The 21,457-nt window shown below is 58.7% G+C and carries 20 protein-coding genes; 13 read left to right on the forward strand and 7 right to left on the reverse strand.

Features of this window, described 5'->3' with window-relative positions; translation table 11 throughout:
- Positions 1-240: 240 nt before the first annotated feature.
- The 4 genes from JWR14_RS28860 to JWR14_RS28875 all read left to right on the forward strand — a co-directional run bounded on the left by JWR14_RS28860 (position 241) and on the right by JWR14_RS28875 (position 2,694).
- Positions 241-681, forward strand: a complete 441-nt coding sequence (locus JWR14_RS28860) for a MarR family winged helix-turn-helix transcriptional regulator (protein ID WP_299715867.1) — start codon at positions 241-243, stop codon at positions 679-681.
- 99 nt (positions 682-780) lie between these two features.
- The gene (locus tag JWR14_RS28865; RefSeq protein WP_299715870.1) at positions 781-1,263 is read left to right on the forward strand and encodes a hypothetical protein; all 483 of its coding nucleotides are present in this window, start codon (positions 781-783) and stop codon (positions 1,261-1,263) included.
- Positions 1,264-1,370: 107 nt separating this feature from the next.
- A complete protein-coding gene (locus JWR14_RS28870; protein ID WP_299715873.1) occupies positions 1,371-2,258 on the forward strand; it encodes an NmrA family NAD(P)-binding protein in 888 nt (295 codons plus the stop codon).
- A 61-nt stretch (positions 2,259-2,319) separates the two neighbouring features.
- Complete coding sequence (locus tag JWR14_RS28875) at positions 2,320-2,694, forward strand: hypothetical protein (protein WP_299715876.1); 375 nt, start codon at positions 2,320-2,322, stop codon at positions 2,692-2,694.
- Positions 2,695-2,768: 74 nt separating this feature from the next.
- On the opposite strand, the gene JWR14_RS28880 is transcribed toward JWR14_RS28875, so the two are convergent.
- Positions 2,769-3,623, reverse strand: coding sequence for a 3-oxoacyl-ACP reductase family protein (locus tag JWR14_RS28880; protein ID WP_366144611.1), 855 nt, complete (start codon positions 3,621-3,623; stop codon positions 2,769-2,771).
- A gap of 18 nt (positions 3,624-3,641) precedes the next feature.
- On the opposite strand from JWR14_RS28880, the gene JWR14_RS28885 reads away from it, so the two are divergent.
- Positions 3,642-4,565, forward strand: coding sequence for a LysR family transcriptional regulator (locus JWR14_RS28885; protein ID WP_299715879.1), 924 nt, complete (start codon positions 3,642-3,644; stop codon positions 4,563-4,565).
- 171 nt (positions 4,566-4,736) lie between these two features.
- Entirely contained in the window at positions 4,737-5,186 is a 450-nt protein-coding gene (locus tag JWR14_RS28890; RefSeq protein ID WP_299715882.1) for an ester cyclase, read from the forward strand.
- 117 nt (positions 5,187-5,303) lie between these two features.
- Here JWR14_RS28890 and JWR14_RS28895 read toward each other — a convergent pair whose 3' ends face one another.
- The gene (locus JWR14_RS28895; protein WP_299715886.1) at positions 5,304-6,251 is read right to left on the reverse strand and encodes a LysR family transcriptional regulator; all 948 of its coding nucleotides are present in this window, start codon (positions 6,249-6,251) and stop codon (positions 5,304-5,306) included.
- Between the two features lie 135 nt (positions 6,252-6,386).
- Here JWR14_RS28895 and JWR14_RS28900 point away from each other — a divergent pair, with 135 nt between their 5' ends.
- Entirely contained in the window at positions 6,387-7,661 is a 1,275-nt protein-coding gene (locus JWR14_RS28900) for an MFS transporter (protein ID WP_299715889.1), read from the forward strand.
- Between the two features lie 112 nt (positions 7,662-7,773).
- Here JWR14_RS28900 and JWR14_RS28905 read toward each other — a convergent pair whose 3' ends face one another.
- The 4 genes from JWR14_RS28905 to JWR14_RS28920 all read right to left on the reverse strand — a co-directional run bounded on the left by JWR14_RS28905 (position 7,774) and on the right by JWR14_RS28920 (position 11,810).
- On the reverse strand, positions 7,774-8,799 hold the full coding sequence (locus JWR14_RS28905; RefSeq protein WP_299715892.1) for a serine hydrolase: 1,026 nt from the start codon (positions 8,797-8,799) through the stop codon (positions 7,774-7,776).
- A gap of 146 nt (positions 8,800-8,945) precedes the next feature.
- Positions 8,946-10,346 (reverse strand): DUF1700 domain-containing protein, encoded by a 1,401-nt coding sequence (locus JWR14_RS28910; RefSeq protein ID WP_299715895.1) that lies wholly within the window; start codon positions 10,344-10,346, stop codon positions 8,946-8,948.
- Positions 10,343-10,657, reverse strand: coding sequence for a PadR family transcriptional regulator (locus tag JWR14_RS28915; protein WP_366144614.1), 315 nt, complete (start codon positions 10,655-10,657; stop codon positions 10,343-10,345). The genes JWR14_RS28910 and JWR14_RS28915 overlap by 4 nt, the downstream gene beginning before the upstream one ends.
- Before the next feature lie 160 nt (positions 10,658-10,817).
- Positions 10,818-11,810, reverse strand: a complete 993-nt coding sequence (locus JWR14_RS28920; protein ID WP_299715901.1) for a fatty acid desaturase — start codon at positions 11,808-11,810, stop codon at positions 10,818-10,820.
- Positions 11,811-12,451: 641 nt separating this feature from the next.
- Here JWR14_RS28920 and JWR14_RS28925 point away from each other — a divergent pair.
- From JWR14_RS28925 to JWR14_RS28950, 6 genes are all read left to right on the forward strand, one after another.
- Complete coding sequence (locus JWR14_RS28925) at positions 12,452-13,393, forward strand: aldo/keto reductase (RefSeq protein WP_299715904.1); 942 nt, start codon at positions 12,452-12,454, stop codon at positions 13,391-13,393.
- Positions 13,394-13,434: 41 nt separating this feature from the next.
- Complete coding sequence (locus JWR14_RS28930; protein ID WP_299715907.1) at positions 13,435-13,818, forward strand: nuclear transport factor 2 family protein; 384 nt, start codon at positions 13,435-13,437, stop codon at positions 13,816-13,818.
- Positions 13,819-14,218: 400 nt separating this feature from the next.
- Positions 14,219-15,037 (forward strand): MipA/OmpV family protein, encoded by an 819-nt coding sequence (locus tag JWR14_RS28935; RefSeq protein WP_299715911.1) that lies wholly within the window; start codon positions 14,219-14,221, stop codon positions 15,035-15,037.
- Between the two features lie 9 nt (positions 15,038-15,046).
- Positions 15,047-15,772, forward strand: coding sequence for a response regulator transcription factor (locus JWR14_RS28940; RefSeq protein ID WP_299715914.1), 726 nt, complete (start codon positions 15,047-15,049; stop codon positions 15,770-15,772).
- The gene (locus tag JWR14_RS28945; protein WP_299715917.1) at positions 15,769-16,542 is read left to right on the forward strand and encodes a response regulator transcription factor; all 774 of its coding nucleotides are present in this window, start codon (positions 15,769-15,771) and stop codon (positions 16,540-16,542) included. Before JWR14_RS28940 ends, JWR14_RS28945 begins: the two co-directional genes overlap by 4 nt.
- A gap of 186 nt (positions 16,543-16,728) precedes the next feature.
- Positions 16,729-18,033, forward strand: coding sequence for an ATP-binding protein (locus JWR14_RS28950; RefSeq protein WP_366144612.1), 1,305 nt, complete (start codon positions 16,729-16,731; stop codon positions 18,031-18,033).
- A gap of 145 nt (positions 18,034-18,178) precedes the next feature.
- Here JWR14_RS28950 and JWR14_RS38645 read toward each other — a convergent pair whose 3' ends face one another.
- Entirely contained in the window at positions 18,179-21,370 is a 3,192-nt protein-coding gene (locus tag JWR14_RS38645; RefSeq protein ID WP_366144613.1) for an autotransporter outer membrane beta-barrel domain-containing protein, read from the reverse strand.
- Between the last annotated feature and the right edge of the window lie 87 nt (positions 21,371-21,457).

The raw sequence follows: 21,457 nt of genomic DNA on the forward strand, positions 1-21,457 counted from the left end.
AATGGCATGCCCGATCAGGCCGCCGTCTCGCTACTGTCAGCGGCGGGTCTTGCCCATCCGCTCGCAGCGACTTCCACACCTTCGTCGGGCACCGGCACCGGCAGTACCAGCGGCGCCACCGGCGGCATGATGTGAAGTTTGGCGAGCACTGCAACTGCTTGATAGCGCCGGTAAAAAATAAACTTGACAATGAACGTTGTATCTACAACAATGAATTCATCAACAGACTTGGTCCGATTCATGACAACACGTAGCTCCATTCGCGAAATCGTTAACAACTGCCTGGCCATGCGTGTTCGTATCGTCGCGCGATCGGTTTCGGCCATCTATGAACAAGCGATGGCAAGCCATGATGTGACCATTGCACAGGTGAATATGCTTACCGCATTGGGTGAACTTGGTCTTTGCGCCCCGGGTAAGATCGGAGAGGTTCTTCAACTGGAACGATCTACCGTTTCGCGCAATCTGGATCTATTAATTCAGAAGGGTTTGGTCGAGGCCGTGTCATCAGACGCAAAGGGAATTCGAGAAGTCGCGCTAACAGCAGCAGGCGACGAAAAGATTGAAGCCGTGCTCCCGGATTGGCGCGCCGCACAAAAACAGGCCGGCAAGTTGCTGGGGCCGGAGGGAGTTGGGGCAGTCCATAAAGCATCGGCATCGATCTGGAGTGCGCCGGTCTGAGTTGTCATCTGCCTGTGATTGTCGCCGTCGTTTCGATGGCATTTTTTTTACCGTTAATGTTGTATATACATCAAAAATGTATCCCCTTAAGGAGATGTCGTGACTATCGAGAAAATCATCAACCTGGCTGCAATGGGTCCTGCTTCGAGGCTTCCGAAGCGGTTAGTGACCGCCGCACTGGCGGTCACGCTGGCGCTTGCCGCACCCGCATTCAGCTTCGCACAGACGGCATTGGAGCCCGCGCAAGCGTCCGCTTCACTCGGGTTACCCAATGTACCCACCACCCGAATACTTGCGATCGGACGGTTGTCGTCCAAGTCGACGCCCGGTGCGATCGGCGCGGTGCTTCCGCAGGAGGTACGCGACACCGTCAAGCTTTACCTGGAGGGAAAGATTGACCAGTGGTATGTGCGCAAGGACCAGGCGAGCGTCGTTTTTATCCTCAATATGACCGATGTGAATGAGGCACGCAGCACACTGGCACAGTTGCCGCTCGGCAGGGCGGATCTAATGGAATTCGACCTCATTCCACTCGGCCCGTTATCTCCGCTGGCGGCTTTGGGCGGTTCGCCAAGCCGGTAGGAAATAGAACGAAATTCCAAGGGCAGGGTGGACGAAGGATATCGGAATGGTACTCCATTCCATATATGTAGGATGACGAAGTTTATTAAAACTATCTGGAGAATGAAATGAGTGATGAACTGTATCTGGTAACTGGCGCAACAGGCGCCACCGGTCGGAGTGCCATCGAGCATCTGCTGTCGAGGGGATCGAAGGTACGTGCTTTCGTGCATAACGACGATGACCGTGCCGCGGCGCTGCGCGCCAATGGAGTTGAGGTTGTCCTGGGCGATCTCCTCGATAACGGCGTCGTTCAAAAAGCAGTGCAGGGGGTGACCGGCGCGTACTTTGTGTATCCCGTCACGCAGCCGCAACTTGTCGATGCAAGCGCCTATTTCGCGCATGCCGCGATAACCGCGGGGGTGCGCTCCATTGTGAATATGTCGCAGATTTCTGCAAAGGTTGACGCCGTGAGCCAAGCCGCGCGTTCGCATTGGTATGGAGAACGCGTATTCGACTGGGCCGGCGTACCCGTTACGCATCTGCGTCCCACCTTCTTTATGGAATGGCTGACGTACGGGTTTCAACTGCCGCTTATCGCTAACCACGATCTCATCAAGGTGCCGGCAGGAGACGGGCGCCATGCACCTATCTCAGCGGAAGACCAGGGCCGCGCCATTGCCAATATCTTGCTCGACCCAACGCCGCATTCCGGCAAGACCTATCCGCTTTATGGGGCTGTGGAGATGAATCACGAAGAGCTCGCGATCGCAGTTGGCGATGCATTGGGCCGAAAGATTCGCTACGAACCAGAAAGCTTCGACGCATTTGGCGCACGGCTGAATGCGATCGGAATGCCAGAGCATTTCATCCAACATATCGTCGCGGTTTATCGCGACTACCAAAACGGAGATTTCGCCGGAAACAACGATGTGATTGAGGCTTTAACGGGTAAAAAACCGATGACGGTTGGCGAATACGTCAAAGCCAACATCAAGCTTTTTCAGCCTGAATAACAGTAGTCCAAATTGTAGTGGTCCCCGTATTCCCCACATTTTGATCAACTGGAGTTTGAACATGTCCCAAGTGAAAAATCCGCGCGTCCACGCAGACATCCTGCCCGCGCTCGCCGCTGTCGTTGCCCCCACGAACAAAATCCTCGCGATAGGTTCGGTGACAACGAAGGGAACACCTGACGCGATTGCACCTATCTTGCCTTTCGAAGTGCGGGCCACTGTCCGCAACTACCTGGCCGGTAAAATTGATCACTGGTACTTCCAGGCCGAGGGGTACGGGGTTGTCTTTATCATGAACGCCTCGAGTACAGCCGAAGCTCACGAGATTCTGGCAAAGCTGCCGCTGGGCGTGGCGGGCATGATGGAATTTGAACTCATCGCTCTTTCTCCGCTGAAGCCGCTCGCCCTGCTGATCGGAGATCCTTCTGCTGCCTGATGCGGGAGCCCGAAGTGAACGGACGGGAAAAGTTGGGTACTCCAGAGGCGCGGTAACCCGTACGCGAACGACCCCTATGCCGTAAAACCGCCATCGACAACAAGCTCAGCACCCGTCACAAAGGACGCTCGCGGTCCGGCAAGGTAAGCGACCGCATCAGCAATATCTTCGACGTGTCCGTATCGTTGAACAGCGATTTGCGGCTTCACGAATTTCGCAATTGGCCCATCGGCGGGGTTCAGGTCAGTGTCGGTCGGTCCTGGGTGCACGGTGTTTACGGTGATGCCGCGCGGTCCCAGGTCACGTACCAGGCCGCGCGCGAAGCCGGTAATCGCGCCCTTTGTGAGCGTGTATAGGGAGGCGGTCGAAATACCCGCATAGCGGGTCATGGTGCTGCCAATCTGCACGATCCTTCCTCCCTTCGGCATGTGCCGTAGCGCCTCTTGCGTCGCCACAAACATACCGGTGATATTCACGGCGATGATCCGCTGATAGTCGGCGAAATCGATGTCCTCAGGCGCGCCGTGGATTCCGATGCCTGCGTTATTAACCAGGATATCAATGCTTCCGAACTTCCCCGCGGCCTGGATGACAGCGGAACGCACTGCCTCGTGGTCACCCGCGTCAGCCTTGATCGCGACCGCACGCCCTTGGGCATCTTCAATTGCCCGGACTACATCCTGCGCATTGTCGGCCGAGGCATTGTAGGTGATCGCCACAGAAGCACCGTCCGCCGCGAGCCGCTTGGCGATTGCAGCCCCGATGCCGCGCGATCCTCCAGTAATAAACGCGACTTTCCCTGTCAACGGCGTGTGCGTACGCTCAGCGTGAACCATGATCGTTTCCTCCGTGAATGACGATGAATTCACACTGTATGGTGTACGCTCATCAACTGTTAGCTGAAACTTAGTTGAATTAGTTTCAAGCATTCGTTGAAAAGGTCGCCTATGGAAACTCTATCGAATCTCGAATCGTTTGTTCGCAGCGCCGAGCTTTCAAGCTTCTCTGCCGCCGCACGGCGATTGGCACTGACGCCCGCAGCGATTAGCCGAAACGTGGCGCGACTTGAGTCCAACCTTGGCGTGAGGCTATTTCAGCGTACGACGCGGGGATTGACGCTTACCGAACAGGGCGAGCGATTTCTAAGTACGGTGCGAGGCGGCCTCGACACGATTCAATCCGCAATCGCGGACTTGACAACAAACGCCGGACAACCGGCGGGTGTTTTGAAAATAAACGCTCCTGTTGGCTTTGGCATCGACTATTTGCTTCCGTTGATACCCGCGTTCGTGTCGCGTTACCCGGCCGTGATGCTCGACTGGTCGTTCGACAACAGGCCGGTGGACATGATCACGGGAGGTTTTGATGTCGCGATTGGCGGGGGCTTTGAACTAAGTCCAGGGTTCGTTGCGCGTGAGCTGGCGAGAGTACAGATCGTTGCCGTCGCCGCGCCCGAGTTTGTGCAAGGCAAGCATTTGCCGAAGACGCCCAAGCACCTCTCCAACTTTGCTGCTGTTGGTATGAGGTCTCCAAAGACCGGCAAACCTTATGAACACCGAATGAGAAATGCCGCAGGCAAGGAGATGTCGATATCGCTAGATACCCGAATGATGGTGAACGACCCGGAGGCCCTTTGCAAGAGTGTTCTCATGGGGATGGGCATCGGCCTGCTGCCGATGCCGCACGTACATCGTTTTATCGAAAGCGGGGCGTTGATTCGGTTGCTTCCAGGATGGCACATGGACGTTGGTCCGATCTCCCTTTACTTCGCAAGTCAAAAGCTTTTGCCTGCCAAAACAAGAGTCTTCGTGGACTTCATAGTCGAAGTTTTCATTCGGAACGGCATTGCCAGGAAACTGTCCGCATCGTAGGGACTGAAAGGACTGCGAGGCATGATGCTCACTTGCGTCTATCGACCCCCTGAGAATTCTTCGAATGTTGCCGCAAGAAACGGGGAGTATCTGAGCGCTTGCGTCGATATTGTTCAGGCAGAGAGAGGCGATCGTGCCGCTCTTCTACAACCTGTCAATGAGGAATTCACCATGTCCAGAGAAGACGACAACAAGGCGATCGTAGGCCGCTGGTTCACCGATTTCTGGGGCAAAACCTGCAACCTCGACATCGTCGACGAACTTGCTGCGCCCGACATGCTTCTGCGCTACTCGCTGCACGAACCGCGCCGTGGCCGAGAGGACATCAAGGCGTTCATGACCGATTTCCGCGAAGCATTTCCGGACCTTGACTTCTGGGGCGCTGCAGATCTCATCGCCGAGGGAGACTATGTAGTCGGCCGTTGGGAGGGTGGCGGCACGCATACGGGTCCGGCATTCAGCGATTTTCTGATCGGATCGTTGCCGGCTGCGACTGGCCGGAAAATGCGCTTTACCGGCACGACCGTGCTCCGCCTCAAAGATGGGAAGATTGTTGAGGAAATCGGCCTGGACGATGGCGTGACCGCCCTGCAACAACTCGGGCTCATCAAGGCAGCATGACCGAGGGCGCGGCGCTTCCGGTATCTTTCGGTAACGCCGCGCGCATCTAACTTTCTCGGCTTAAGCGAGCGGCCATGATGGCCGCCTTCCACGGGCACCAACACCAACCAATGTTACTCAGGAAGCCCAACTATCTGCTGAATCAGTGTCCACCCTTTGCATCGCTGCCGTATCTTTGGTGAGCACCTCAGTGAGCGCACAACGCAACAGGTCGATAGCCCGCATCAACCGCGCGGGGACAGAACCGTGAATGAACCATACATCGACTCCCGTTCGAAAGTCAGTGGTCTCTATTACCTGGAGCGCCGGACGATGCACCGTGCGTTCCAGCATGTCCGGCGTGACGAGCCCAATACCGAGTCCACGTGCGACCAGAGACAATTGCAGTTCGGAACCAAACGCTTCAACGGCGACATTGAATGGCATTCCCGCTGCTTCCAACGCGCGTCTTAACACCGAACGCATCCCGCAGCCATCCTGATTGAGCACCCATTCGTAACGTGCGAGATCCGCCAGTGTCACCGGCGTATCGGGCAGGCCGAGGGTGCGCGCCGCGACGATCACGGTCGGCAGGAATGCGAGGCGGGTACCGCGCAACGTCTCGGGGGGTGCGAAGCCGGACGGCATCAACACGATCGATGCGTCGAGCGACGCGCGTTCGACACTCTGTACCAAAGCGGGAGACCACCCCGCCGTTACGCGCAGCGTAAGCCGGGGAAAGGCGCAGCGCAGAAGGTCGACTGGCTTTTCGAGCGCCATTTCCGCCAGAAACGGTGGCATTCCAATTCTCAACTCCCCGGACGGCTCGCTTTCGGGAGAGGCCACCACGAGCAGATCGTCCACTGCGCGCAACACGGTGCGCGCGAGCGCATACACCTCGTTGCCGGCAGCGGTCGGCTTGAGCGGCTTGCTCTGGCGATCGAGCAATTCCACGCCCAGCATGGTTTCAAGGTTTTGCACGCGCCGCGTCAATCCTGGCTGCGTGAGATGGAGTTTTTCTGCCGCACGCACCATCGAACCGCTGTCGACGACGGCCACGAACGCCTGTAGATCTCGTGTATTCAAGCGGGTGCTCCACACGGGGGTCCAATTCTGAAGGGTAGAATATATTCCGCATAATCATTATCAACATATTTCAATTGTCGCATATTAGATGCGCCCCTAGGATGGCTTCTCAGCCCCATCTTGAGAATCCGTTCGATGATCTCATCCGCAGAAAGTCCCGCCTGTGCTCTCACGACGCAGGAAGCCGACAGCCCGCACAGACTCACGGGGCCGCTGACGGTCTTCTTCGCGACGGCAGTCGGCGTGATTGTGATGAACCTGTTTGCCGCGCAAACGCTGACCGGTGCGATCAGCCGCAGTTTGCACCTCGCCCCTCAGTTCGCCGGCCTCGCCGCGATGCTGCCGCAACTTGGCTATGCAGTCGGCCTGGTGCTGCTCGTGCCGCTGTGCGACCTGCTGGAGAACCGTCGGCTGATCGTGCGCACACTGACCCTCGGCGCGGGTTTTCTCGCGATCGCGATGTTCACCGAATCGCGCGTATTGTTTTTGATCGCTGTATTCCTGGCCGGCGCTGCGTCCAGCGTGATCCAGATGCTAGTGCCAATGGCCGCTTCGATGGCGCCGGAAAGTCACCGTGGACGTGCAGTCGGCAACGTGATGAGCGGGTTGATGCTCGGCATCCTGTTGTCGCGACCAGCCGCGAGCCTGATTGCCGGGTCAGTGGGCTGGCGTGCTTTCTACGGGCTTGCCGCGGTGATCAATGCGCTGCTTGCGCTCGTCCTGTACATGAAACTGCCTGCGCGCACACCGGCCATGCCGACGCGTTATCCGGCGCTCCTGTTCTCGCTCTGGACGCTGCTGCGCACTGAGCCTGTGTTGCAACGCAACGCTGCATCGGCCGCATTGGTAATGGGCGCGTTCAGCGCGTTCTGGACTGCGATCGGCCTGCGGCTCGTGCAGCCGCCATTCAGCTTTGATATGAATGGCATCGCGCTATTCGCGCTCGCCGGCGCCGCTGGTGCGATTGTGACGCCGCTTGCCGGCCGTGCGGGCGACCGCCGGTGGGATCGCAATAGCTTGCTTGCCGGCCACCTGACGATGCTCCTTGCGCTTGTGGCCATTGGCGTAGCAGGCGCGGGTTGGGGTGGCTTCTCAGCGAGTGCCCATCCTGTTCTGGCGGTTGCGATGCTCGTCGCTGGGGCGGCTGCGCTCGACGCAGGTGTTGTCACTGACCAGACTTTGGGGCGGCGCGCGATCAACCTGATGGATGCTGCCGCGCGCGGAAGACTGAACGGTTTGTTTGTCGGCATATTTTTTGTCGGCGGCGCGTTGGGTGCAGCGCTCTCCGGTGCTGCGTGGGCGATGGCTGGCTGGACAGGTGTCTGTGTAGTGGGATTCGTTTTCACCGGCCTTGCTTTTGTTCTCCGGCGTCGCGCCGATCCGCAGTTCTTAGGCGACGGGCAGCAATAGGATCGCCGGTTGATCAAAAAATAACAGGGTGATCTTGAGAAATTTTAATACGTATAGGATTCCTCTGCATGTAGAAAAGACGTTGGAAAAGAATGATGCGCCGATAGAACCATCATGCCTTGAGGCTGGGTAACACAAAATGGCGCAGCACTTCGTCTGGCACCTGCCAGTCTTTCGGATCGTTGTAATTTCCGGCTGTGACAACCACCACGAGTTCGCGTGCCGGAATGATAGCCAGCAACTGTCCACCATTACCGATACCCATCACATAGTGCTCGCCCCGAATTCCGCCCTTGCTCGGGTAGGCGATCTGGCCGACCCGCCACAGGTATCCATATGACTGCCCGTCACGGACGGTAGCAGCGGGCGTGAAGCTCGCGTCTAGCCAAGCCGCGGGCACGATCGTACGGCCCTCCCATTGGCCGCGTGCGAGCACCAGTTGTCCTATACGCGCAAGTTCACGCGGCGTCAGACGTAATCCGGATGCGGCAATCGCCTCACCATCCGTGCCTTTCGCCCATGAGAATTTGTCGATACCAAGTCGCTCGAACAGAGCCGAGCGCGCGTAGTCCGCGAGCGCTTGTCCGGTGCCTTTCTCGATCAGGCGGCCGATCAGCGCGACAGCCCCACCGCTATAGGTCCAGACTTCGCCCGGTGCAGCGACAATCGGCCGTTCGAGCACGTAGCGGTAGCGATCATGCGCCGCGTCCATTGCCGACTCGCTGTTGGCCGGATCTCGATACGAAAGTTGCTCGTTCCATTGCATGCCGAGTGTCATGGTCAGCGCATTGGCGACTGTGAGATTCGCCCGTTGCGGATCACGGGCGAGATCCGGGTATTCCGGGAACTGCGCCAGAAGCGGTGCATCGATTGGCGGGACGCGCTTGTCCGCGAGCGCGATGCCGTAGAGCAACGACACAAGGCTCTTGGTGACTGAGCGCAGATCGTGCTGTGTGTCGGGACCGAAAACGACCTCCCCGGCCGCTTCGCCCCGGGTTTCATCAAGGCCTGAGAAATAGCGCTCGAGGGCTATGTGCCCTTGATGAAGCACCAGGACGCTGTGCAGGTTGGACAGCGAAGCCGTGGTACGAAATGCCTCGAAGCGGGCGTCGAGATCGGGTGCGAAACCGGAAGTCATAGGGGTCCTCGTTGCCAAGGAAGCGGCTTGGGCGAATAGCGGCATCTGGCTTGCCATGAATGCGGCTCCGGCAAGTTTGAAGATATCGCGCCGGCTGGCAGACTTGATCATAAACGTCTCCTTGAAGGCCCTGGCGTGCGATGCCGCTAAGGCATGTTCTCGATACGACCACTACCCGATATGTCTGAATGCAACTGCGCCGGATGGCCGTGCAACTTCACGACACCGCTGCCGCGGATCGCGATGTCAGCGTTGTCCTGCGCTGCGATCTGCACTTCACCGCTGCCATGAACGACGATCTCGGCAGATCTGGCCGTGAGGCCTTGCAATTCCGCTTCGCCCGAACCCGCAACATTGAGCGCGACAACCTGCACGGCGCCGCTCGCGACAACATGGCCGCTTCCCGTGATGCGCAATTGCAGTTTCTGCTGGTCGATACCCGATAGAACGAGGTCGCTACTCCCTCTGATTCCCCATGTTGCGATGGACGGGGCTGTCAGCCGAACCGAGAGTGGCGAGACTGGGGCACAGCCGAGTTCGCTGTCGAAACCGAGCCTGCCATCGGCGATGTGCACGTGGCTGATGACAGACGAATCGCCCGTCACGGTCGCCTCGGCCTTGGGGCCGGGCTGATAGCTGACGGAGGCCGGCAGATCGATATCGAGGCGGTCGTTCGCCTCGAACGGGAACGTAACGGAGGCAGGCGAAGTGCCGGCCGGGTTCATCGCATTGACGCCGCTTGCTCTCCGTTCGCTTGCGGACGAGCCGTTGAACCCGTTAATCCATGTTGGACCACAACGCCATCCGCCATCACGCCACCAGGACGCACTGCTAATCCGATGCGATCCGGCGAGCGAACTGCCGAGTGCAAGGAGACCACCGAGAGCAACGACGACGATCAATACCGCGACCACAAACAATGCCGGTCTTTTAGCCGGATTCCGCTTCTGCGCCGGAAGGTCTTCGCCCGGAACTCGCGTCCCGTCCTGATGGGATTCCAGCAAGTGGTAATGCATCCGCATATAGCGTCCGAGCATTCGCACGCCTGCGCCAAGTCCCATCAACAGCAGCGAGCCGCCAATGACAAGGCAGGCAATCAGCCCCATGCCGACCACGAAGCGGACCACCCCGCCAACGAACGAGCCGCCGTGAGCCACGAATACGACGGTGAAGATCATGTGCGCGCCGACTGCGCCGAGGGCCACGAGGCCGATGCCAATGCCGAGGGCGACGGCCACCACGATGAGCAGCAGCGGCATCAGGAAGAAGATGTCGACCGCCGCGAGACCTGCCAGCGCAAGCATGGCTGTGATGAGATTCGCAATGCTGCGATGGGCCTCGTATCGACGCAGGCCGGTTTCGGCGCGAAGCTCCCGGGCGAGCCGAGCTGGATCACCGAGCGCCTCGGCGACCTCTGCCTCACTGCGACCCGACGCGCGCGCCTCGGCAAAATGCGCGTCGTAGTCGGCGATGATCTCGTCGACCTCTTCCCTTGACAAGCCGGCGAGCCCGGCGCGCAGCGTGCGCAAGAATGCTTCACTGTTCACGGCTGAGCTCCAAGAAGTTGATCGACTGCAGCCACGAAGGCCCGCCAGTCACGCCGATGCGCTTCAAGCGCGTCGTGGCCCATAGGCGTGAGCCGATAATATTTGCGCGAAGGTCCGCTACTCGATTCGACCAGACGCGTGGCGACCAGCCCGTCGTTCTGCATGCGGCGCATCAGCGGATAGATCGTGCCTTCGCCCATGCCGACGGCGCTGGCAAGCGTACTGGCGATCTCGTATCCATAGCTCTCTCCGCGTGCCAGCAGGGCCAGCACGCATAGGTCGAGTGCGCCTTTTTTCAGTTGAACCTGGATCGATTCGGTCATATGCGAACTCAGTGAATAGGATAAACATATAACACGCTACCTGTTTATGCAAGGTAGCTAGTTTGATATTTGTCGGGGAGGGGATCGCGTGTGTCGGCGAGCTACAAACTGATGTGACGCTAACGCACGTTGTCCGCGACCGCCCCGTTCAACGTACCTTGCCGAATCGGCGAAATTGTCGGAGCGCGGTCCTGAAGTAGGCGGCGTCGCCGACAGTTGCCGTTGACGCGGCAATCTCTCGCGGGAGCGTGGGAAGGGCCGTCCACGGCAGCGTGGGGTGCCGATGATGCAACTGGTGCAGATGATGATTCATCAGCACAGCCTGCCAGATGCGGGGCGCGCGGAAATTGCGCGCCCGTTCAGGCTCGTCGAGCGGGACATCGTAATGCGGCAGGTTGTCCGCCAGCGACAGCCACACGCCGCGCAGGTACATCGTCATGGCGAGTGTTGGCCACCACGCGCCGTATAGATAAAACGCAACTACGTGCAGCACGAGCGACAGCAGCCAGTCGCGCCGGATGCGGCTACGCCGTGCCGGATCGCCGGCAAATCCGACGAACAGGCGCTGGACATTCATCCCCGCTGGACCTTCACTGCCAATCGCTCGCGCGACCACCTGACGCGTGCGCGTGACCGGCAGAAATGCGAGCAGCGGCAACACCAGTTCCGCCGCATAGAGACCGCCCAGCAAACGCGCGTAGTAGTGAACACGGGCGCGCGCGCGATGCGACGAACCATCGTGCACGTCCGGGCGATCATACGGTTCGCGCGTGAAACGATGGTGCATCAGGTGACCGAAGCGCACTGCGTCGAAAGGCAACAGGAAGGTGATGGCCAGCACACGGCCGACTGATTCGTTGAGCCGTCGCCGCGGCAGCAACTGCCCGTGAATTGCTTCATGTATCAAGCCCCAGTGAGTTGGCGCGAGCACCACGAGCGGCACGGCGAGCCATAGCGCCTGCGCCCCCCAGTGCCGCAACAGGAACGGCCACGCAAAGAGCTGCAGCACCATGGCGAGGGTGACCAGGGCGAGCAACGCCAGATTGGCGCGGCTGTCGATGGCAACATGCTTGGGCGTTCGCTGCGTTCCCGCTGCAGTGGATGCTTTCGTTCGCGCCTTGGTGGGTGCCTCCAGGTCCATCTTCTCTCCGTCGACACAACATGTTGTCCGCAGAACTTAACAACGCCTTGTGACAGTCTGAAGAATCGTTCGTGCGCCGGAAATATCCGGTAAGCGATGCAGACAAAGACACCGGTAGTTTCCGAAAACGCACATCGCAAGATCGGCTATTCGCCACCTACCAACGCGTTGCGTCCTTCCGCAACGCTTCGCTGCCGCCCGGTAATTCATTTGCTACACTGGCTTAAGAAGCTTAAGAAGCAGACCTGTTTGGCGCTCGGTTCGACGGCTTCACTTCCCCACATTCAACACCAGTCCAGCTTGAGAGAGAAGGGCTTCACGGTCGTTCTGCAAGCATGGGTTGTCGAGACGACGCCGGCTTCGTCGCCAACACTATTAAGTCGCGCTTGCCGGTGAAGCGGTATTTCAAATTCCCGTATGTGACTTGGCTTATCGCGATTGATCGCGACTTAACGGCACGCAGTGTAAGCAGTTCACGAATTCGTTAGCCAGGATTTCGCTATGGAATCTGCCATGAAAGCGGTTCACCGATTTGACGACTCGAGTACGTTGACGTTTTTTCTGTTCATGGACCTCGCGCACGATTGCACGGCGAAACGCGGGTCCCCCATCGCAGGGCATGAAATTGCGGAGGTGTGGCCATGGTTGAGTCTTCCGATTTCCGGAGCAAAAAAATAGTGCTTGGTCACGGAGGCGGCCGTATGCCCGCGCTCGGATTTGGCACGCTGATTCCCGATCCAGCCACGACCATCAGTGCGACCAAAGACGCGCTGGATGCGGGTTATCGACACTTCGATTGTGCCGAGCGATACCGGAACGAGCGCGAGGTGGGCGAGGCGCTGCGGCTAGGGCTTGCTGCCGGAGGGATTGCGCGCGAAGACATCTTTGTGACCACGAAATTGTGGAACTCCAATCATCGGCCGGAGCGTGTTGGACCGGCGTTCGATACAAGTCTTGAAAGGCTCGGCCTCGACTATCTTGATCTTTATCTGATACACACTCCGTTTGCATTTCAACCCGGCGATGAGCAGGACCCGCGCGATGAAAACGGCGATGTCATCTACGATAAAGGCGTGACGTTGCAAGACACATGGGGGGCGATGGAAGATCTCGTCGACCAGGGAAGATGCCGGGCGATCGGACTGTCGGATATTGGCCTGGACGAATTGCGGCCTCTTTATGAATCGGCACGCATCAAGCCGGCGGTGGTGCAGGTCGAAGCCCATCCGTATCTTCCAGAAACGGAACTTCTGGAATTCTGCAAGGCGAACGAGATAGTGTTCCTGGCCTTTGCGCCCCTGGGCCACGGAATCAGGCCGGGGCCGCTTGAGGATCCCGTCGTCACGCGTATCGCTGCAAGAATCGGCAAGACGCCAGCACAGGTATTGCTTGGCTGGGCGATCCAGCGAGGCGGGGCTTTGCTCACCACGCCCAAGACCGCGACCCGCGCGCGCGAGAATTTCGATACTTCCGCGCTTCCGGCAGACGCGTTCGACGAGATCAACCGGATTGAGACGCGGCAGCGGTTCAACGAAGTCGTCAAGACGGGCAGCCCCGGCTTTATTCCGCGACCTGCTCAGTAGATAGACCTCGAGACAGACCTGAACGATATCCGGAGACACTCATGCAGGAAGAGAAAATACGTGAAGCCCTGAATGCGCATTGGCAAGCGTCGGCGGCCGGCGATCTCGACGCGGAACACGATATTTACGATGACGACGCCATCTGTGACTATCCCCAGTCCGGTGAACGAATCATTGGGCGAAGCAATTTGCAGGCACTGCGGGGGCATCATCCCGATAAGCCATCAGGTTTCGATGTCAGGCGCATTCAAGGCGAGGGTAGTCTCTGGATCACGGAATACACGATCACCTACACGGGGCAAGCGACCTTCACGGTAAGCATCATGGAGTTCTGCAACGGCAAGGTCATTCACGAGACCCAGTATTTTTCGGATCCGTTTGAAGCACCGGGCTGGCGGAGTCAATGGGTTCAGCAGATCGCCTGAGGTGGCCTGGTGCAGCGTTTCGATCACCACTGCTCAACAGCAGTGATTCGTCATAGTTTCTTCAATTGTAAGTATTACGAACTGACACATTTTCGGTCGCGACACAAACCACTGCCGCCCGATCCCGCCTGTCGCCGGCTGAACTTCCTTTCCAATTCTTACTGACCTGCACGTCGGTCGGCCTCGCTTGCCCGGAACGGTCCGGGATGGCATTAACGAGTGTGAGCAACTGGGTGACGCAGGGTAAAGCGAGCTACCCGCCCAGTTGTCGCTTAGCGCCGGAATTAGCTAACCCGCTCAAACTCTCTTCCATGGAAGTAATTGATTGCTGAGTAAGTGAACAGTAAGTGCCCCGGTCATACAGTACGCCGCAACGACCACACCAAGAAAGGGCACTACTGTGAAAAAACACCTTCGTCGCGAGTATCAACTGCTATTCGCCGTCGTATCCGTTCTGATGTATTCGGGCGCGGCTTGGGCAGAAGGTCCTAGCGCGAACCTGCCCAACACCGACACGAGCGGCTTTGCGATCCTGAGCAACGCCACGAACGTTACCCATTGGGGACTTGGCGGCGGGGCGGCTTTTGAGCAATCACCTTACAGAGGTTATGGCACGCACATAACACCGGTTCCGTTTTTCTTTTTCGACGACAAATGGATACACGCAATTGGCACAACCCTTGATCTGAAGGTCGGGACATGGGGCGGCGTTGCGTTCACGCTGCGCGGAAATTACGCAATCGCAGACGGCTACAGGGGCTCCGACGCACCCATACTCAATGGAATGCAAACCCGGAGCGCCGCATTCTGGCTAGGCCCTGCATTCAAATGGACAACGCAATACGGCGACCTTTCTGGGGACTACCTGACTGGCGGAAACAAAGGACAGAAGGCCGATATCGCGTTCGGCAAGACCTTGAACTATGGTAACTTCTCCATAGAACCCCACGCGGGAGCCACCTGGTTCAGCGGCAGCTATGTTGACTATTACTACGGTGTAAGGACGTCGGAGGTGCGAGCCGGACGCCCTGCCTACACCGGCACATCCGCCTACAAAGAATCAGTCGGCGCGAAGTTCGACTATCGCGTAACGCGCAACCAGCTCGTCAGCGTTGATCTGGGTGTCGCCCACCTGGGCAGCGGAATAACCGACAGCCCCATTGTCGGCAAGCGATTCATTCCTGAAGCCAGGGTGGCTTATCTCTATCAATTCAAATAAACCGGCCCTATGTCGCGAATCGCACTGATCGAGGATCATGCCCGGCTGGCGGACATGATCCGGCAATCGTTATCGGGTGCCGGAATCGAAACCGATATCTTCAGCACTCTCTCTGAAGCAGCCTATGGCCTAAGCCATGGCGACTATTCGGTAATGATCTTTGACCGCGGATTGCCCGACGGCGACGGGCTGCTTTTTCTGCGAACCTTGCGTGCTGCCGGAACCATGACTCCGTGTCTGATGCTGACCGCGCGCGATGCGTTGCACGACCGGATAGAAGGGCTCGAGACCGGTGCGGACGACTACGTCACGAAGCCATTTGAAATGAGTGAGCTGGTAGCACGCGTCCGAACGCTGATGCGCAGACCAGCCGAAATGACGGCGCTGGTTCAAAGCTTCGCAGATATCGCAATTGATCCGCAGCAACATGCCATGCGGTGTGGCAACCAGTCCGTCCCGCTTGCGCCCGCCGAATTGCAGATCATGTCTGTTCTATTGAAAGCCGCCGGCCGGACCGTTCGCCATTCGGCGCTTGAGCATGCGGGTTGGGGTCTGGGCGATGCAGTCACCCCCAACGCGCTTGAAGTGACCATCCACCGGCTCCGAAAGAAGCTGCTCGCGGTGGGCGCGACCACACGACTTGCGAACATCAGGGGGGCGGGTTTCGCAGTCCAGGGGCTTGAGTGCCCACCTATGCAGGCAGGCCTCGGGCAACGCGTTGAAAGGCAAAAATGAAGCGACTTATCCTCGTCGTAGACAGCGACCCTACGTGTCGCGATATCTTGCGCACCGCCTTGCAGACCGACGGTTACGAAGCCGCGGTCTTATATGACGCGAGCAAGGTGGCTCGCCGGATCAAAGAGGAGCGCCCGGCGCTGATCCTGATGGACAGCGGCTCGTCTGAACGCGGAGGTCTGCCTGCGCTTCGAGCACTTCAGGCGTTGCGAATCGATCAGGATGACATACCAATTATCATGCTTGGCGAGCGCGACGACACAATCGAACGTATTGTCGCGCTCGAGTGCGGCGCTGACGATTTTATTTCCAAGCCGTTCAACGTGCACGAAGTGTTGCTGAGAATTCGCACCGTTCTGCGACGAGTCGGAGAGCATCATTTTCAGGACCCCACCTACCGGACGCCTTTTTTGTTTGGTGGATTTAAACTGGATTACGGGATGCGTGCGCTCACCTATCTCGATGAGCCAGTCTCGCTGACCCAGCATGAATACGCCATACTCGCGTTGTTTTCGACAGCGCCCGGCAGGATCTTCTCAAAAGCCGCCATTGCTCAAAGCATGCATTCCGACGCGGCAAGCGCTCGCACCAACGTCGGCGTCTGGGTTCATCGGTTGCGCGAACGCATCAGGCAGATAGTGGGTGCATGCGAGTTCATAGAGACTTTTCGCGGCCATGGGTACGTCTTTCGTCCCGAGCGTCAGACTGCGTCGCAACGCCTGCGAGTGGAGGCTGATCTGTCAGCGGCAAGTCGACACAGTGCGGGATGACTCACTAAGACCGGTAGCTGATGAGCGACGAACGTCATGCAGACGGAGAGCGGAGGGCGCGCCCCCTGATCAGCGCCCGTAGCGCGCCATGTCATCCTTCATCGTATTCGATGAAGTTACACGGATAGCATCATCATGTTCAGTTACTGGATCAAAAGCCTCTCGGCGCGCTTATGGATCACCAGCGTGGCGGCGTTGGCGGTGTGTCTTGCCGTCATCGCCGCAATCGTGCTCTACGCTTTCAATCATTTGCCGCCAGACAGGTTCCGGATGGGTGAGAGTGTAAGAAGCGCCCACCTGTTAGCGTCCAAGCTGCGCTTTGACGAGTCGGGGCGCCCCGTCTCGGTAGCCCTTGATGAGCGGACGACGTGGCTCTTCGACTTCGCGCCGACGGAGTTGTGGTACCGCGCGTTCGACGCTTCGGGACATGTGCTTTTTGCATCCCGTGGCGCGTTGAACGTTCCGTCCTCGGATGCCGGTGATTTGACAAGTTCTCTCGGCGTCATGAAACGCGTGACTATTAACGACAAGCCCTTTGACGTCGTGACCCTCGAGATCACGCGCGGCCAGACGCCCTTTTTCTTGCAGAGCGCGGCGAGCGTAGCGTTCAATAAAGCCGTTCTCGGCGAGCGGATCGAGCCGATTCCGAAGGTGGTGAGCTATACCTTGCTGATCACCACAATTATCTTCGGCCTGACCTTGACGTTCACGGTTCGTCGCGTGCTGCGGCCCTTGCGCGTGGCATCGGATTCCGCCGCCTCAATCACCCCGCAGAACCTTCGCATGCGGCTTTCCATCAAGGGCGTTCCCAGCGAGATCAAGCCCATTCTTATCGCATTCAATGATGCGTTGGCGCGCCTCGAAAATGGCTTCGCTGTACAACAACAATTTCTCGCCTCGGCTGCACATGAACTTCAAACGCCGCTGACTTTGATAAGAGGACAGATTGAATTGCAACCCGAGGTCGAGAACAAGGAGTTGCTGTTCCGCGAAATCGACTTGATGGCGCGGCAGGTCCGCCAACTCCTGCATCTCGCCGAAGTAAGCGAATCGCAAAATTTTGAATTTGGCGAGGTCGACAAGGTCGATGTTGCCGAGGACGTCGTGGACTATCTGGCGCGCAAGGCAGACAAGAAACAGGTGAAGTTGCATGTCGACGCGCCTGTGATTCCCGCGACAATCCGGGCCGACAGGAGCGCGCTTTTCATCTTGCTGAAAAACATAGTTGAAAACGCGATCAACGCGACGCCTTCGCATGGGTCCGTCATTGTTTCCGTCGACGAAACGACGATCCGTGTCCAGGACGAGGGACCCGGTGTGAGCCCTGAACATCTGCCATTTCTGTTTGAGCGTTTTTGGCGCGCGCCCGATGCTCAACACGACGGCGCCGGCCTGGGCCTGTCGATCTGCAAGGAGATAGCGCTGGCGCACAATTGGAAGCTGTCCGTCAGGACGTTGGCGTCCGGCACCCAGTTTATTGTTTCCTTCTAACCCTGTTCCCTGGTTCGAAGCGGCTGCCAATTCGCGCTAAGGTATGTTGATAGGCATAAGCTCTCAAACAAAAAAGCCGCACTCGTTTCCGAGAGCGGCTTATCCGACACGGGTTTAACTGAACAACAAACCCGGCGCGCAGCGTTTACCAGCTGTATCGATACCCAACCTGACCAAAAACGCCCTGACGATAATCGCCGCCAATGTTGCGGGAGTACTTGACGTTGGCGTACATCTCCGACGATTTGCTCATGCTCGTGGTGACACCCACGCCGACTTCATACCAGGTCTTCGACAGGCCGCTGTTGAACGATGCGCCATCCACTGCCGTATTGCCCGGGTTCAGGAAATCGTGCAGTACGTCGGCGGTGAAGTAGGGCGTTGCTGTTCCCGTCTTCGTGTCGTTGGTCAGGTTTGCCTTGAAGATCCGGAAGCCGGCCCGTCCGCGCAACGCGTTGCTCGATGTGCTCGACACCGGCGAGATGCCGTCATCGAAGCCGTTCAGATGCAGGTACTGGTACATCAACTGGGCTTGCGGTTCGATCGCGATCGTCGTCGATCCGATCAGGAACGGCTTGCCCACTTCACCGGACAGACCCGTGCCAACGCCATTCTGCGAAGCGCCGCCACCGTACACATCGCCGAACTTGTTCCGATAGTGGGTGAGTTGCGCCACGGCGTCGAAGTAGCTGCCGTCTTTCAGGTACTTGGTCCAGTAACCGCCAAGCGATTGCGCTTGTGTTTCAACTGAGCCGGTAGCATTCGTCAGCGTCGGATTAAGGCTGCGCGCGCTGTCTTCGAAAGTTGCCGACGAAGACCCGATGGTCACCGTGACGCCCGCATGCGTGCTGCCGCCGGCCGGGTTCGTCGAGAGTGTCCAGTCCTTGCCGAACTGCGCGAAGAACGTGCGTTCATCGGCGGAGAAACGATCGCCCGAGTTGGCGTTCAGGCTCTGGCCGCCAATACGTCCCCACACGCCGTTGCCATACGTTCCCTGCGCATTCTCGAGACTCGCGACATCGCCGACACGCTCGTGCAGCCGGCTCATGATCGAGAAACCGTAGTCGAGGTTGAGCGACGGCGTCATTGTGTAGCCGACCACCGCAGGACGGTACGCGATCACCGAAGGCTGAGTGGCGGGCGTGGAGTTCGGCGTGCCCGCCGACACGATCGGCGTCACCGGCGTAACGACAGCGCCTGGGTTGGTCGGCGTGGTGGCCGGCGGCGTTGTAGCCGGCGGCGTTGTAACGGGCGGTGTCGTAACCGGAGGCGTTGTAACCGGTGGCGTCGTAACCGGCGGTGTCGTAACCGGAGGAGTCGTAACCGGCGGTGTTGTGACGGGAGGCGTCACGCTCTCAAGCGACGAGCGCAAGTAGAAGTCCTCGGGACGGCCCGAGCCGCCTTGATACAACAGATACTGGTACGCCCCGGCCTGAACCGGCGCAAGCGTATGGAAGGCCGTGGCGGCAGCAGTGCCGTTCACCTGGACGATCTTGATGCCGTCGCCTACCGTCAGCGCGCCCAGGCCGCTCGGACGCACCGTCACGAGCGTGCTGCCGGTCGCGTTGCCGCCAATGACCAGTTGATCGGTGAACTGATTGGAGGCAGCGCCACCCGCATTCATCACGGTGTTCACGATCAACTGCGCGTTAGTACCGCCTACGTAGTTACCGCTCACGTTCAGTACGTTGCCCGTCGCGCCCGATGCAGCCGCCAGGTTGATCGTGGCGTTGTTGGTGAGGTCGCCGTGGATCGCGAACGTGCCGGTCGACGATGCCGAGAAAGCCGGCAATGCGTTCGCCGCGGCGATCGTGCCCGAGTTGAACACGGAGCCCAGCACGGTACCGTAACCGCCGAGCGTGGCGCCTTGTGCAACGGTCGTCGTGCCCGTACTAATGCTGGCCAGATTGTGTTGTGCATCGCCGACCGCAAGGGTGCCCGCCAGCACGTTCGTGTCACCATAGGTGCTTACGCCGTTCATCGTGAGGATGCCGCTGCCGAGCTTCGTCAACGAGCCGGTTCCGGTTACCCCTTGTGAGAGCGTCGATGAATATTGCTGCGTGTCGATCGTGCCGCCGTCCGCACCAATCGAGATCGCACGCGTCGCGGCGAGGTCGAGGTTGTTGCTCAGTTGCAGCGTGCCGCCGTTGAACGTGAGACCACCCGAGGTCGCGCCCAATGCGTTATCAGCTGCAATGTTCAGCGTGCCCTGCGTGATCAGCGTGCCGCCCGAATACGTGTTGCCACCGGTTGCCGTGGGCGCAAGGAACAGCGTGCCCGCACCGGTTTTCTCGATCGAACCCGTGCCGCTCAACAAGCCCGCGTAGGTGCCATCATCGGTTTGTGCAAAGCGGACCAGGCCGTTGTCGGTAATGGCGGCGGGCAGGCTCTGTGCGCGCGCCTGGAGCGTACCTGCGGTATCGACGAGCATCTGGCCTGTGTAGGTGCTGTTATCGCCCGTCAGGATCAACGTACCGCCTGCCACTTCAGCACTTTGCACGTCGACCGGGATGCCGTTGACGGTCCACGTACCCGTATCGGTCTTGATCAGCGTCTGGAAGTTGACGATGTTGCCCGTCAGCGTGTCCACGCCGAGCCCGCTCAGGAACAACTGGTTATTGCCTGTACCGCCGTCGATCGTGCCCGACACCGATGAACCGGTATAGATGCGCATGTTGTCGTCGCCACCCGAGAACACGATATCGCCGATAACCGTGCCCTTGTTGGTGAAATCGATAGGCGCGTCGCCGCTCGAACCGATCACGCTGCCGGGCGACTGGATCACGCCGGTTTCGTTATTGATGATCGTGTTGCCGCCCACCTTGTTCTGGAACCAGATGGCGCTGGCGTTGATCGCCTGGATCAAGCCGTTATTGGTGATGACGTTGCCTTGGCCTTGTATGTTCACAGCCTCGGCAATGTCCTGTGTGCCATTGGACAGCACCTTGCCGCCGGCTTGAACGGTCAGCGTACCGTTGTCCTGGAACTCGATGGTGTTCGCGCCATCGCCATAGTTGCCGTGCGAATCGACAGCGTAATTGCTGACCGTGCCGCCCGACTGAACCGTGATGTTGGCATGGTCAGCGAGGCTGATTGCCGATGCATCTTGCGTGGTAATCGTCGCGCCGTTCAGGACAGTGACCGTCTGATTGTCGTTGCCCGGTACCCAGCCCGTACCGATGGCCGTGGTCCATGGATTCGGCGATGTTGAATCGCAAACCGTATCGAGACCGTTCACGGCACATGCTGCTGCCGCCGCAATGGGACTCAGGAGAAAAGGAATCAGCAGCAGTGATGGAGCAAGCGAGATCGCTCGCGAACGAACTGGATTAGACATGGACCGCCCCCCGGCGTTGTTATCTGTGAAAGCGGGCGGAATTTAACAAGCAGGCTATCTTGTGAATGTGGCTAGCCGAACAAACAA

The organism is Caballeronia sp., from assembly GCF_028292365.1.
GTDB lineage: Bacteria > Pseudomonadota > Gammaproteobacteria > Burkholderiales > Burkholderiaceae > Caballeronia.

Coding starts and splice junctions, on each gene's coding strand:
- JWR14_RS28860 (WP_299715867.1), top strand. CDS start 241: ATGACAACACGTAGCTCCATTCGCGAAATCGTTAACAACTGCCTGGCC.
- JWR14_RS28870 (WP_299715873.1), top strand. CDS start 1,371: ATGAGTGATGAACTGTATCTGGTAACTGGCGCAACAGGCGCCACCGGT.
- JWR14_RS28875 (WP_299715876.1), top strand. CDS start 2,320: ATGTCCCAAGTGAAAAATCCGCGCGTCCACGCAGACATCCTGCCCGCG.
- JWR14_RS28880 (WP_366144611.1), bottom strand. CDS start 3,623: ATGCTTGAAACTAATTCAACTAAGTTTCAGCTAACAGTTGATGAGCGT.
- JWR14_RS28885 (WP_299715879.1), top strand. CDS start 3,642: ATGGAAACTCTATCGAATCTCGAATCGTTTGTTCGCAGCGCCGAGCTT.
- JWR14_RS28890 (WP_299715882.1), top strand. CDS start 4,737: ATGTCCAGAGAAGACGACAACAAGGCGATCGTAGGCCGCTGGTTCACC.
- JWR14_RS28900 (WP_299715889.1), top strand. CDS start 6,387: ATGATCTCATCCGCAGAAAGTCCCGCCTGTGCTCTCACGACGCAGGAA.
- JWR14_RS28905 (WP_299715892.1), bottom strand. CDS start 8,799: ATGACTTCCGGTTTCGCACCCGATCTCGACGCCCGCTTCGAGGCATTT.
- JWR14_RS28920 (WP_299715901.1), bottom strand. CDS start 11,810: ATGGACCTGGAGGCACCCACCAAGGCGCGAACGAAAGCATCCACTGCA.
- JWR14_RS28925 (WP_299715904.1), top strand. CDS start 12,452: ATGGTTGAGTCTTCCGATTTCCGGAGCAAAAAAATAGTGCTTGGTCAC.
- JWR14_RS28930 (WP_299715907.1), top strand. CDS start 13,435: ATGCAGGAAGAGAAAATACGTGAAGCCCTGAATGCGCATTGGCAAGCG.
- JWR14_RS28940 (WP_299715914.1), top strand. CDS start 15,047: ATGTCGCGAATCGCACTGATCGAGGATCATGCCCGGCTGGCGGACATG.
- JWR14_RS28945 (WP_299715917.1), top strand. CDS start 15,769: ATGAAGCGACTTATCCTCGTCGTAGACAGCGACCCTACGTGTCGCGAT.
- JWR14_RS38645 (WP_366144613.1), bottom strand. CDS start 21,370: ATGTCTAATCCAGTTCGTTCGCGAGCGATCTCGCTTGCTCCATCACTG.